Genomic DNA, 13,544 nt, shown 5'->3' with positions numbered 1-13,544 from the left:
TTGTCTTGAAAATAATTAAAATCTTAATTAACCTAGTACTTGCAATATCCATATCTAATGCAGTAGCTTCCTGCAAACCTTCAATTTCGACAGTAATACCAAAAAAACCAACGGTTATGGCTACATTAGATTTGTTTAATGTAATTGAAGATAAGGTTAAAGTAGAAATTAAGGTTACCAATTTAGACTCTGATACTATAAGTTATTATTTACCAAAAATTGTTCCGGGCACCTATCAAAATAATAATTATGGAAAGTATGTTGAAGATTTTCAAGCGTTAGACAAAGAAGGCAATGTATTATATACTCAAAAATTTGGTGATAACCGATGGAAAATAAATAACGTACAAAAATTAGACAGAATCACTTATTTAGTTAATGACACCTTTGATACCGAAAATAGTCATAGCATTTTTTCTCCAACAGGTTCGAACATTTTAAAAAACAAAAGTTTTGTATTAAATCTCTATGCCTTTGTTGGCTACTTTAGTGGACTTAAGGAAAGTAAATATAAATTATTTGTAAAGCATCCAACATCATTAGAAGCTTCAACTTCTGCAATAGAAATTATTCCAGAAAAGTCCTTAGAGAATATAAATTACGACATGGATTTTTTTGTTTTTAAAAGGTATGCTGAAGTAGCTGATTCTCCTATAATGTATTCTGAACCTGATCAAGTTACTTTTACAGTAAATGGTATTGAAATACTTCTTAGTGTCTACTCCCCAAATAAAATCCATAGAGCCGCGAGATTAATGCCTCAAATGGAACGTATGATACGTGCTCAACGTAATTTTCTAGGAGAAATAAACGCTACTAAAAAGTACAGCATATTACTATATCTATCTTCTACCAAAAAAGAAGATGCGCATGGTTTTGGAGCTTTAGAACACAATGCCTCTACAGTTGTAGTTTTACCAGAGTCCCTTTCTCATAAAAAGCTAAACGAAGCACTTACCGACATAGTATCACATGAGTTTTTTCACATTGTAACGCCGCTTACTATTCACTCTGAAGAAATTCACGATTTTGATTATAACAATCCAAAAATGTCAGAACATATTTGGTTGTATGAAGGCACTACCGAATATTTCTCTCTACTATTTCAAATCTCGCAAGGACTAATTACCAAAGAAGATTTTTTTGAAAGGTTACATGATAAAATCAAAGTATCTAAAACTTTTGACGATACTGTTTCATTTACTGAAATGAGTAAAAACATACTTGTAAACCCCTATTTAAAGGATTACCGAAATGTTTATGAAAAAGGCGCCTTAATATCCATGTGCCTAGATATTATAATGCGTGAAAAAAGTGATGGTGCCTATGGGATATTAGATCTTATCAAAAACTTATCTGCCGAGTTTGGTATAGACACCCCGTTTAAAGACAACGAGTTATTCAAAACCATACAAGAACTTTCTTACAAAGAGATAAATGATTTCTTAGAAAATCATGTGATCCAAGGGCAACCTATTAATTATGAGTTTTATTTTGATAAAGTAGGTGTAAAATATGGTGTTCTAAACGAAAAGTCATCTTATTTTTTACATGAACAAGAACCTTTTGTAAAAGGTTCTGAAAATACCAAAGAAATTCAATTTGAATCCAATGGTAATTTTAATAGTTTTCTAAATAACATCGGAATAAAAGCCGGTGACATTTTATTAAACATAAATAACAAAGCATACAACATTAAAAATATCTATGACCTTTTTGGAGATTCAAATGAATGGAAAATAGGAGATGATATTACATTTCGCATCAAACGTGATGGTCAAGAAATGACACTTAAGTCTAATGTTGTAGAGCCAACCGTTGAAAAAAGTATCTTAGAACAAAACACTAGTGCAACTTTACAACAAAAAAAGTTATTCAAGAGCTGGATTAATGACTAGCCCACAATAAATTTATATAGTAATATTCTCTTGCCTTTTTAAAATAATGTATTTTGCAATACTATTTTCTTAGAGTACACCCTTAACTCTACTCTATAATTAAAAACTCAACGATGCAGAATATCCCTTATTTTACTGACGATACGATCGTTTTTGGTATTTTAATACTTTGCTTAGGATTAGTTTTTTATACTGAATCCAGTTCTAAAAAATTTTGGAAAACGTTTTATAAAATTGTTCCAGGGGTCTTGTTATGTTATCTCTTACCCTCTATATTTAATTCGTTAGGAATCATTTCTCCAGAATGGCAAGAAATGAACGCCGACGGAATCTTAGAAAAACAATCTTCAAAAGTATATTTTATTGCCAGCAGATATCTTTTACCTGCTTCATTAGTTTTAATGACATTAAGTATTGACCTAAAAGGTATTTTTAATTTAGGTCCCAAAGCTTTGATCATTTTTCTTACCGGGACTATCGGTATTATTATTGGTGGACCTTTGGCCATTTTGTTAATCTCTGCGTTCTCTCCAGAAACTGTAGGTGGAGCGGGATTTGATGCTGTATGGAGAGGGTTATCTACTCTTGCTGGCAGTTGGATTGGAGGAGGTGCAAATCAAGCTGCAATGTTAGAAATTTATGAATATAATCCTGACAAATATGGCGGAATGGTACTTGTTGACATTGTAGTTGCAAACTTATGGATGGCTATATTACTCATAGGTATTGGCAAAAGCAAAAAAATTGATAAATGGCTAAATGCAGATACTAGTGCTATAGAATCTCTAAAAGAAAAAGTCTCTACTTATGCCAATAGTATAACTAGAAATCCAACGTTATCAGATTATATAATCATGCTATCTATTGCATTCTTAACCGTCGGTATAGCGCATTGGGGAGCTGGAGGTATTTCTAATCTGTTATCAGAGAATTTTGAAATATTTAATGATAAAAGTTCAGCACTATCATCATTTACTTCTAAATTTTTCTGGATGATCACGATTGCCACTGCAATAGGCATACTGTTATCTTATACTAAAGCAAAACAATATGAAGGTGCAGGTGCTAGTAAAATAGGAAGTATTTTTATCTATATATTAATTGCCACTATTGGTATGAAAATGGATATCGCTCGTATTTTTGAAAACCCTGGTTTAATAGCAATTGGTATAGTATGGATGTCTATTCATGCTTTATTACTTATAGCTGTAGCAAAGCTAATAAAAGCACCTTATTTTTTCTTGGCTGTCGGTAGTCAGGCTAATGTTGGTGGTGCAGCATCAGCACCCGTAGTTGCAGCTGCTTTTCACCCATCACTAACTACAGTAGGAGTACTTTTAGCAGTGTTTGGTTACGTTGTTGGAACTTATGGTGCAATTTTATGTACAATATTAATGCAAATCGCCTCTGGGAGTTAGTATTTAAAGCTAAATTATAGCATATTTGTAACCACATTTATGAAAACAAAATACCATCAATGAAACAATTATCAATCGTACTAATATTACTTATTTTTTTCACAAATTGTAGCACCCCTCCAAAAGCTGGTAATGTTACTGTATCTGGTAACATTAAAGGTCTAAAAAAAGGAATGTTATATCTTCAAAAGATTCAAGATACTGTACTTGTAAATGTTGATTCTGTCTATATAGAAGGGCAGTCAGATTTTTTAATGAAATCACAAGTTTCTGAGCCAGAGATTCATTATTTGTATTTAGATAAAAATGATGGAGCACGTTATAATGACCGTATAGACTTTTTTGCAGAACCTGGAACTATTACCATCAATACTACACTAGGAGATTTTGAAAAAGATGCTAAAGTTGTAGGAGGAAAAAATGAAGCTAAGTTTCAGGAATATAAAAAAATGCTTGAACGCTTTAATGCTAGAAACTTAAGGTTAATTAAAGAAAATTTTGAAGCCAGTAAACAAAAAGATGATGAGAAATTAATCGAAAATGACGAGGCGTATAAAAAACTACTAAAGCAAAAATATTTGTATACAATAAACTTTGCTATGTATAATAAAAAACTTGAAGTTGCTCCTTATATAACGCTAAGTGAAGTGTTTGATGCTAATATCAAGTACCTAGACACGGTAGCTAACTCTTTAAGCCCTAAAGTAAAAAAATCTTTATATGGCAAACAACTTATAACGTATATTAAAGAACGTAAAGCTAAGGAAGCTGCCGTTAAAAAAAATGATTCTATCATTCCATAGTTTGTTTTGCCATTATTTATTTTGAAACTATACTAATTTGAAGCAATTTCCGACTGATATAAAATTCAAGTACCCTTGGAGAAGTTATCAGCAACGTGTACTTCAAGAATTAGAATCTCACCTTAATGACAACCATCTTCATATAATAGCTCCTCCTGGATCGGGAAAAACTATTCTAGGGATTGAGGTTGCTTTACGCCTTAATAAACCTACTCTTATATTAGCTCCTACTATTGCTATTAGAAATCAATGGATTCAAAGGTTTTGTGAGTTATTTCTTCGAACTAAATCAACCCCAAATTGGATTTCTATAAACATTAAAGAACCTAAGTTTCTAACAGTATCTACCTATCAAGGCTTGCATGCAGCATGTTCTGGAAAAACAATAGAAAATAAAGATTATAAAATTGCAGAAGAATCTAGTGATGATGACTTACAATTTTCAAATACGACAGCAAAAACAATAATAGAAGGACTTAAAAAAGAAAAAATTTCAACTATTGTAGTTGATGAAGCACACCATCTTAAAAATGCATGGTGGAAATCTTTAACCGAAGTTAAGAAAAACTTAGAACCTACGATAGTTGGCTTAACAGCTACTCCACCCTATGATGTTAGCTATAATGAATGGCAACGGTATATTGAGCTCAATGGTCCTGTAGATGCAGAAATATCTGTTCCTGAATTAGTTTTAGAAAATGATTTATGCCCTCATCAAGATTACATCATGTTTTCTTACCCTACTCCTGAAGAAGGTTCGAAGATCAAAGAATATAATAACAACACACAACAACTTTTTACCCAAATAAAAGCTGACACAATATTAAAATCCAAACTATTAGCCCTAAGATGTTACATCCAACCTCTACAAGAACTAGAATGGATTTATTCTAATATAGAAAATTACGCTGCAATACTTATCTATCTTAATGCAGTTGGTGTTGAAATAAGTCCATTACACCTTGATGTGATCGGAGATAAAAATTTTAAAATTCCCGAATTAAATTATGAATGGATAGAAACACTACTAACCTTTTATATTTACCATACAGATGAAGATAAGGAGTATCGAGAATTATTATTAAATAAACTCAAGAGAAACGGTGTTGTAAATCGGAAAAAAATAAGCTTTGCACAACACCAAAAACGAAATAAACTTCTTAGTTCGAGCATAAGTAAACTAGAGAGTATAAAAGAAATAGTCGACTTTGAATCGTTATCCCTAGGTAATGATCTTAGAATGGTTATTCTTACCGATTATATCAGAAAAGAACTACTTGTAAGTACACCAAAAAACACTTTACCTCTTACTTCTATTGGTGTCATTCCTATTTTTGAAAAACTTAGGAGAACTAAAAATTTATCCTCTAAAATTGGTGTCCTTACGGGAAGTATTATTATCATACCCTTTACTGCTTTAAATCAACTAGATTATTATTGTAAGTTATATAAAATAGATACTATTGCTACTACTCCTTTATCCTATGATCCAAATTTTCTAGTCATAAAAACATCAGAAAGGCTTAAACAAAATATAGTTCATATTATCACACAATTATTTCAAGAAGGTCATATTGAAATTTTAATAGGAACTAAATCTTTACTTGGCGAAGGTTGGGATGCTCCAGCTATAAACGCACTAATACTAGCAAGTTTTGTAGGCTCTTATGTCTTATCAAATCAAATGAGAGGAAGAGCAATTAGGACTCAGAAATCAAACCCTTTAAAAACAGGAAATATATGGCATTTGGTTTGCGTGGATGTATTAGATAATGATGGTGGAGTAGATTATTCCTTATTAAAAAGACGTTTTAAAGCATTTGTAGGAGTATCTCTTGATAGTAATCCCAGAATAGAGAATGGTATAGATAGATTACATCTTCCCACAAATTTTACTACTGCAAAACAAATCTTTGATGTTAATCAAAAAATGTTTGCATGTGCTAATAACAGGAATCAATTAGAGTTAAGCTGGAAAAAAGCTCTAGAAGAAGGAATCACTCTTATTGAAGAAATAAAAGTACCTTTTCCATCACAACAAAACTATAAACAAGTTACATCTTTATACTTCAATAAGACCATAGCTAATTTAAGCGCTTTTCTAGTATCGGGAATTGCCACTTTTGGGGAGACTATTCTTGAAATTGCATTACGAAATATAAATCGTATTAAGACTCTTGAACATCTTTTATCATTTGTAACTGTAGCAGGAATTGCAGGAATTGCTATATTTGGAAGATTACTGTACAGAACTAGTAGTTTATATCTAAAACATAGAGATATTTCTAAAGATATCAAAAGTATTGGTGAAGCATTACTTGCATCACTTATTAATAACCATGTTATAAAAACTCCTAGAGAAAAATTAGTTGTTCTAACTAGTCAAGATGAATATGGTGCTGTATTTTGTCATCTTGAAGGGGCAAGTACTTTTGAAAAATCAGTTTTTATCACTTCCTTATCAGAAATAATTGATACTATAGATAATCCTAGATATGTTATTATTAGAAAAGCTACTCTTTTTAACCTTATTGATCAAAAAGATTTTCATGCTGTACCAGAACTTTTGGGTAAACAAAAGTCGCTAGCTACTAATTTTGAATCCAATTGGAAATCTTATGTTGGAAAATGTAAATTGGTTTTTACCAGAAATATTGAAGGACGTAAGATCTTATTAAAGTCCAGAATACACTCTCTAGCTGCTTCATTTCAAGACAAATCAGAAAGGGTAAATACTTGGAAATAAAAAAAGCCCTGAATTTAAAATTCAAGACCTTTATAAAGAGCCGATGGAGGGACTCGAACCCACGACCTGCTGATTACAAATCAGCTGCTCTAGCCAGCTGAGCTACATCGGCAAAACGGTTGCAAATATAATTTCTTGAATTAAATCTGCAAACATTTTTTTAAAAAAATTATAAGGAATTTACTTTCTCTACTAAAGCTGTTGCCGTTTTTTCTAAATCCTCACGAATAGCTTTAAAATGCTTTGACGGATTTTCTAACTTGCGCTGGTTAGCTCTGGCCATAAAACTATCGAAAGACGATATTGCTTCATCAATAATTGCCTCTCCTGACTTATTATCCTTTCCTGGATTGTTTAACTCCCATACATAAACTTCTTCTATGATATCTCCTAATACATAGTTGATATCTTTCTTAAGGTCTCTCTTGTTTGCCATTTTAAATATATTTTATGCAAAATTAGTGTTTTCAGAAATATTAACTAGCTATTATTTTATTAATTCCTTTATCTTAATTAATGCTTTACTCATATGTTTGGCAGCATTAATACTATTAAATTTTAATTGTATAATTCCTTCTTGATCTATCACATAAGTTTCTCTTCCTGGTAACAAACCCAATAAACCTGCCTTAACCCCAAAAAGCTTTCTAATTTTACCTTGCGCATCAGACAAAAATATAAAGGGTAATTTATATCTATTTTTAAATTTTGTATGAGATTTAACACTGTCTGAACTTATCCCAATAACCTCTGCTCCCAATTCTTTAAAATCTGTATAGCTATCTCTAAAATCACAAGCCTCTTTGGTACAACCCGGTGTAAAATTTTTAGGATAAAAATAAATCACTGCTGGTTTCTTACCAATTACTTCGATACTATTAAAATCTTGGCCTTCATCATTTGTAGCCTTAAACTCTGGGACTTTATCTCCTATTTCTAATGCCATTACTCTCCTGTATACGTTACAAAATTACGAGGTGTTTCATACAAAGTTACTTCAATATCAAATTTAGATTCGATTTTGTTTCTTAATCGATTCCAAATTACTACTGCGATATTTTCTGCTGTTGGATTAAGGTCTGCAAACTCTGCAACTTCTTCATTCAGGTTTTTATGATCCATATAATCTTCAACTTCAGATTTGATATAATCTTTTAAGATTTTAAGGTCTATTAAAAACCCTGTTTCTGGATCAATTTCTCCAATAACACTTACGATAAGCTCATAATTATGTCCATGATATTTCGGGTTACTACATTTCCCAAATACTTGAGCGTTTTTTTCATCACTCCAATCTTTTCGATATAATCGATGTGCAGCATTAAAATGGGCTTTTCTACAGGCTTTAATCCTCATAAGGTAATATGTGAGTAAAATTTATTAAAAATGATTTTAAACCACTCTGTATAGGTTTCTGGGTGTGTTTCAATGTCTTTTTTCACATCTTCAATATCCATCCATTTCCAATCAGCCGCCTCTTCAGGGTTTATAATTGGATCTTTTTCATATGTTCCAATTAACACATGATCATATTCATGTTCTGTTAATCCATTATCAAAAGGGGCTTTATAAATAAATGACACAGAATCTTTCAACGATGTTGTGAATCCCATTTCTTCCTGTAATCTTCGAGTTCCTGCTTCTATATTACTTTCACCATCTCTTTGATGGCTACAGCAGGTATTGGTCCATAAACCAGGTGAGTGATACTTATGATGCGCTCTTTGTTGAAGCATTAATTGGTTTTTATCATTAATAATAAATACCGAAAAGGCACGATGTAAAACTGCCTTTTCATGTGCTTCTAATTTGGGCATAAGCCCTATTTGCTCATCATTTTCGTTAACTAAAATGACTTTTTCTTCTTCCATTCTTTTTTATTATGTCAAAATTACAAAATCATACTTGTACTACCAATTCATAATTTAGAACCAAATTTAGGCTAGTATAGTATGCAAAAGCTGTGAAAATAAAAAACACCTTAATGATTAAGGTGTTTTTTATACGTTTTTAGTTTATATAGAACTGTTATAAATTATTTGACAATTATAAATTCACTACGCCTATTTAATTGATACTCATCTTTTGTACAGTTGGTATCATTACCACAATCATTAACTGGCTGAGTTTCTCCGTATCCTTTGCCTGTTAAACGTTCTACAGAAATTCCATTCTTAATCATATACGCTACAGTCGCTTTGGCTCTTTGTTCTGATAACCTCAAGTTATAGTTATCGTCTCCATGACTATCTGTATGTGATCCAACTTCTATTTTCATTTCTGGATATTGTTTCATCACTTCAATTACTTTAGCTAATTCTACACTAGCATCGGTACGGATATAGAATGCATCAAAATCAAAATATATTTTGTTCAATGATAACAGCTTCGCTAGATCATCTCCTATTTCTGCAGATTTAATTTTCTTTTCTAGGAGAAGTGGTACTTGTAAAGTCTCTGTTTCATTTGGAGTATCCTTTAATTCTTCTACAGTAACATATTCATCTTTTTCTGCTCTAACAAAGTATTTAGTGTTACATTCTATCTTTTTAGTAGAAGTATATGCTCCATCATCTCCAACTACAATTGTTTCTATTATAGTGTTATTGCTATCTAATATTGTGACTTTTGCTCCCGAGATAAATTCATTAGTATCTTTATCTTTAACTGTACCTGCTATCGTAATTTCGCAGAAGTTTCGAAGTTCTTCTAATTCTACAAAACCATAAATATCATCTCCTCCTTTTCCTCCTTCTCTATTAGAAGAGAAAAAACCTTTTTTAGTTTTATAATCAATAATAAATGCAAAATCATCTTTGGTTCCGTTTACCGGTTTACCAACATTTATAATATCCCCTTCTTGTTTAGTTTTAGGTTCTAAATGTGTAACATATACATCTAATCCACCTAATCCTATCTGACCGTTAGATGAAAAATAAAGTTCATTGTTATCACTTATAAAGGGAAATGTTTCTTTTCCTTCTGTATTAATTCTTTCTCCTAAGTTTTCGGGTTCACCAAAAGTCCCATCAGTATTTATTGCCACTTTGTAGATATCTGACAATCCTCTACCTCCTGGCATATCTGAAGCAAAGTACAATGTCTGTTGATCTACACTTAAAGTAGGGTGCGCAGTAGAGTATTCATCACTATTAAATGGTAACCCTTCTGGAGAAGACCAAGTGCCATCGTCGGCTTTAACTGATCGATAAATTTTAAGTTTATTCGTACCTCGTTTATCTTTTCCTAATTTCTTATCGATATAATTATTTCTTGTAAAATAAATCGTCTTTCCATCTTTAGTAAATGTAGGGGTTGACTCATGAAATTTTGAATTTATGCGTTTACCAAATTTTTCGATCTCTGACAATTCTCCATTTACAGAATCATATTCGGCTTTAAATAATTGCAAAAATGCTTCATTATTCCATTGATGTATACTCTTTGTAAAAATTAGTGTATCCCTAGAAGAACTAAATACTATATTATCTCCATAAAATGCCGTTCCAAAATCTGTAAAAGATGAATTTATTTCTAAATTTTCAATTTCGTATCTACCTGACTGAAAATCTATTCGTTGCAAATAGTTAGGGTCTCTTTTATACATCTTTGCCCTTTGATCATCTGCATTTACGTCGGCAAATTTATTTAAATAGATATCTGCTTCTTTATAATTATCATTTGCTTTTAAGGTTTGTGCATAGCGAAAGTAGTATTCTGGAGCAATATCCTCAGGATATGAATTGATGAGTTCTTTATACCATTTTGACGCTTCATTTAATTGCCCGTTAAAATAATAACTATCTCCTAGATTTCTAAAAAGATCTGCACTTCTATATCCTTTTTCGGCGACCTTAAGATAAGTTTCTTGAGCATTAATATACTCATACCTATCATACTGTGTTTTAGCTTTTTCTAATCTCTTTTCTTGAGAAAACACTGTTCCTAGAGATAAAAAGACAATAACAAACAACAATGATTTAAGTAAACGTTTCCCCATATCTGTATATCTGTGTATTAATTTTCTATAAATTGTAATTAAAAGAATCTTGGTGTAAGCATTCTATTGTATTTCTTAAATAATTCAAAGCGTAATAGAACTTCATAACTACCATCATTAAATTGTGATCTTCCTAACTCGGTTGTTTCTCTATCATAAGCAAAACCTATCATCATAGAGTCAGATATTTGAAACCCTACTACTCCACTTACTGCAGCACTCCAACGATATGCAGCACCTAAGGTTAATCGGTCATACAACAAAAAGTTAGCTGACACGTCTACTTGTAATGGTGCTCCAAATACTACTTTACTTAATACTGCTGGTTTAAACTTTACATCCGGGCTTATATCAAATACATGCCCTGCTATCAAATAATAATTAATTCGCTCTTCTGCAAGAAAACTTACTGCATCACTATCACTGCTTGTAGTACTCTCGTCAAAATGATCTGTTTCTAATAAATTAGGCGCACTTAATCCAAAATAAAACTTATTGGTGTGATAATATACTCCAACTCCTACATTAGGACTAAATTTATTATCAATATTAGTTTCGAATAGATTATCATTTTGATTAAACTGGGTTAATTGCTGAAAATCGATATTTAACAAATGTGCTCCTGCTTTTAAACCAAAACTTAACTTACCTTCTTCTGAAACAGGTATTGTATATGAAAAATCAATATCAATATATGTTTCATCTGTTGGACCGATTTCATCATTAACAATAGACAAACCTAAGCCTAAACGTTCATTATCTCCAATCGGAGTATTAAGTGTTAACGTTTGCGTACGTGGCGCTCCTTCTAGGCCTACCCATTGACTGCGATGCAATCCCATTACACTTAATACCCCTCGGCTTCCTGCATACGCTGGATTAACACTAATTGTATTATACATATATTGTGTATACTGGGCATCTTGCTGGGCGTTAATAGATGTTGTAGTAAGGCCAAAAACTACTAGCATAAATAGAAATAATAGTTTATTCATAAGTATTTTAATTCGATTAGGGAATAACAAATATATATTATTCTTAAACATTTTATTTATTTATATATAAGTAACCTGCTCTTGATTTACGTACACCAGCTGTATTTTCATAGTCTAACACATAATAATACGTACCTACTGGTAGTTCTTCTTTCTTACTTATAGTCACTCTACCTGAACTAATTCCTGCAAAAGATTTCGCTCCAGGTTGTTCATATCCATCTTCTTCAAATACTAGAACTCCCCAACGGTTATAGATTCGTAAAACATTATTTGGGAAATTGTTTAGTCCTACTATTCTAAACTCGTCATTAATACCATCACCATTAGGACTAATACCCGTATAGATAACAATATCATCGTCTAAATCAAATATATCTCCAATTTCTGTAATAGTTTCATCTTCAAAGTCTCCATCACCATCTGTATCAACATCAGTATCATTTAGGGGATCATCTGATACATCTATAACATCTATTCCATTTGGATCCTGACCTGTCACAGTTGCCTGATTAGTTACACTTCCAGAAAGTAAATCTTCTTCTGTTAAAACATAAACAGCTGTAAAACTTGAATCATCCGTTTCACCTGCGACAAGATCAATTGGACCTCCCTCAATTACAATTCCGGGTAAAGGATCAGTTAATACAATATTAGTAATATCGACATTACCCGTGTTTTGTACTCTAAATGTATATCGTATTTCATCTCCCGCATTAGGAACTCTATCATTATTTGTATCTGTATATACTCCTATTTTACTTAATGCAAGGTTTGGCAATTGTTGTATCACGGTTATCGTTGGGTCATTAGTTGGGTCATTATCTCCATCATCATCAACAGTTTCGTCTCCATTATCAGAAACATCCATTATATCATTCCCCATAGCATCTTGACCAATAACTGTTGCACTATTCATAACTTCACCAAGATTAATATCAGTCTGTGTAATAGCATATGTTGCTGTAGCAGAACCTTCTTCTCCTGGTGCTAATGTAGAAGGTGTTATTGATAAATCTACGCTACCTGTAAGTGGATCATCAACCATTATATTATTAATAGTCACATTTCCTGTATTACGCACCGTAAATGTATATGTGATAATATCATCAACTTGTGCACCACTTGCGACTGCTGTTTTAGTAAGTGTTAACTGCGATGTATCATCATCATCAATAATCGTACCCGTAGCTGTATCGGTTGTAGTTCCTACTGTACCTGAATCAACACTACTAATCCCAACAGTAAAGGTTTCGTCTCCTTCATCAATTGTATCTGCTGTAGTAGGTACTACAACTGTACCTGTAGTATCTCCTGCTAAAATAGTAATCTGAACATCGGTAGTTGTATAATCACCATCCTCTGCCGTACCGTTCGTAAAACTAAAGGTTAATGTAATATCCTCACTACTTGGATTACTTAAAGTTATTGGGAAGCTTACATCTCCTCCCTCTATAGCACTAGCATCTCCTATACTAATATCTGGAGCATTATCATCATCGATGATTGTTCCTATAGCTGTATCGGTTGTAGTTCCTACTGTACCTGTATCAACACTACTAATTCCAACAGTAAAGGTTTCATCTCCTTCATCAATTGTATCTGCTGTAGTAGGTACTACAACTGTACCTGTAGTATCTCCTGCCAAAATAGTAATCTGAACATCGGTAGTTGTATAATCACC

Annotated in this window: 11 protein-coding genes and 1 tRNA gene; 4 read left to right on the top strand and 8 right to left on the bottom strand. The window is 32.1% G+C overall.

Annotated features, from left to right (window positions below):
* Window positions 1-5 precede the first annotated feature (5 nt).
* The 4 genes from AWE51_RS23410 (at window position 6) to AWE51_RS23395 (ending at window position 6,865) form a co-directional block, all read left to right on the top strand.
* A complete protein-coding gene (locus AWE51_RS23410; RefSeq protein ID WP_157766211.1) occupies window positions 6-1,898 on the top strand; it encodes a M61 family metallopeptidase in 1,893 nt (630 codons plus the stop codon).
* A 113-nt stretch (window positions 1,899-2,011) separates the two neighbouring features.
* Complete coding sequence (locus AWE51_RS23405; RefSeq protein WP_066319043.1) at window positions 2,012-3,316, top strand: DUF819 family protein; 1,305 nt, start codon at window positions 2,012-2,014, stop codon at window positions 3,314-3,316.
* Window positions 3,317-3,375: 59 nt separating this feature from the next.
* Window positions 3,376-4,119 carry a DUF4369 domain-containing protein gene (locus tag AWE51_RS23400; protein WP_066319042.1) on the top strand — a complete coding sequence of 248 codons (744 nt, stop codon included), beginning with the start codon at window positions 3,376-3,378 and terminating at the stop codon, window positions 4,117-4,119.
* Between the two features lie 37 nt (window positions 4,120-4,156).
* Complete coding sequence (locus AWE51_RS23395; protein WP_066319041.1) at window positions 4,157-6,865, top strand: DEAD/DEAH box helicase family protein; 2,709 nt, start codon at window positions 4,157-4,159, stop codon at window positions 6,863-6,865.
* Between the two features lie 38 nt (window positions 6,866-6,903).
* Here the strand turns inward: AWE51_RS23395 and AWE51_RS23390 are convergent.
* The 8 genes from AWE51_RS23390 to AWE51_RS23355 all read right to left on the bottom strand — a co-directional run.
* A tRNA-Thr gene (locus AWE51_RS23390) sits at window positions 6,904-6,977 on the bottom strand.
* 57 nt (window positions 6,978-7,034) lie between these two features.
* Window positions 7,035-7,301 carry a hypothetical protein gene (locus AWE51_RS23385; protein ID WP_066319040.1) on the bottom strand — a complete coding sequence of 89 codons (267 nt, stop codon included), beginning with the start codon at window positions 7,299-7,301 and terminating at the stop codon, window positions 7,035-7,037.
* A gap of 51 nt (window positions 7,302-7,352) precedes the next feature.
* A complete protein-coding gene (locus AWE51_RS23380; protein WP_066319037.1) occupies window positions 7,353-7,811 on the bottom strand; it encodes a peroxiredoxin in 459 nt (152 codons plus the stop codon).
* On the bottom strand, window positions 7,811-8,221 hold the full coding sequence (locus AWE51_RS23375) for a 6-pyruvoyl trahydropterin synthase family protein (protein WP_066319035.1): 411 nt from the start codon (window positions 8,219-8,221) through the stop codon (window positions 7,811-7,813). The genes AWE51_RS23380 and AWE51_RS23375 overlap by 1 nt, the downstream gene beginning before the upstream one ends.
* Complete coding sequence (gene idi, locus AWE51_RS23370; RefSeq protein WP_066319032.1) at window positions 8,218-8,736, bottom strand: isopentenyl-diphosphate Delta-isomerase; 519 nt, start codon at window positions 8,734-8,736, stop codon at window positions 8,218-8,220. The genes AWE51_RS23375 and idi overlap by 4 nt, the downstream gene beginning before the upstream one ends.
* 164 nt (window positions 8,737-8,900) lie before the next feature.
* The gene (locus tag AWE51_RS23365) at window positions 8,901-10,865 is read right to left on the bottom strand and encodes an OmpA family protein (RefSeq protein ID WP_066319030.1); all 1,965 of its coding nucleotides are present in this window, start codon (window positions 10,863-10,865) and stop codon (window positions 8,901-8,903) included.
* Window positions 10,866-10,903: 38 nt separating this feature from the next.
* On the bottom strand, window positions 10,904-11,860 hold the full coding sequence (locus tag AWE51_RS23360) for a PorP/SprF family type IX secretion system membrane protein (protein ID WP_082832587.1): 957 nt from the start codon (window positions 11,858-11,860) through the stop codon (window positions 10,904-10,906).
* Between the two features lie 52 nt (window positions 11,861-11,912).
* Window positions 11,913-13,544, bottom strand: a 1,632-nt coding sequence (locus AWE51_RS23355) for a DUF7507 domain-containing protein (protein ID WP_157766210.1), incomplete at its 5' end; no start/stop codon positions are given.

This window comes from Aquimarina aggregata (assembly GCF_001632745.1).
GTDB lineage: Bacteria > Bacteroidota > Bacteroidia > Flavobacteriales > Flavobacteriaceae > Aquimarina > Aquimarina aggregata.
Note: the sequence above shows the minus strand (reverse complement) of the source record. Positions and strands in the feature narration are given on the sequence as shown.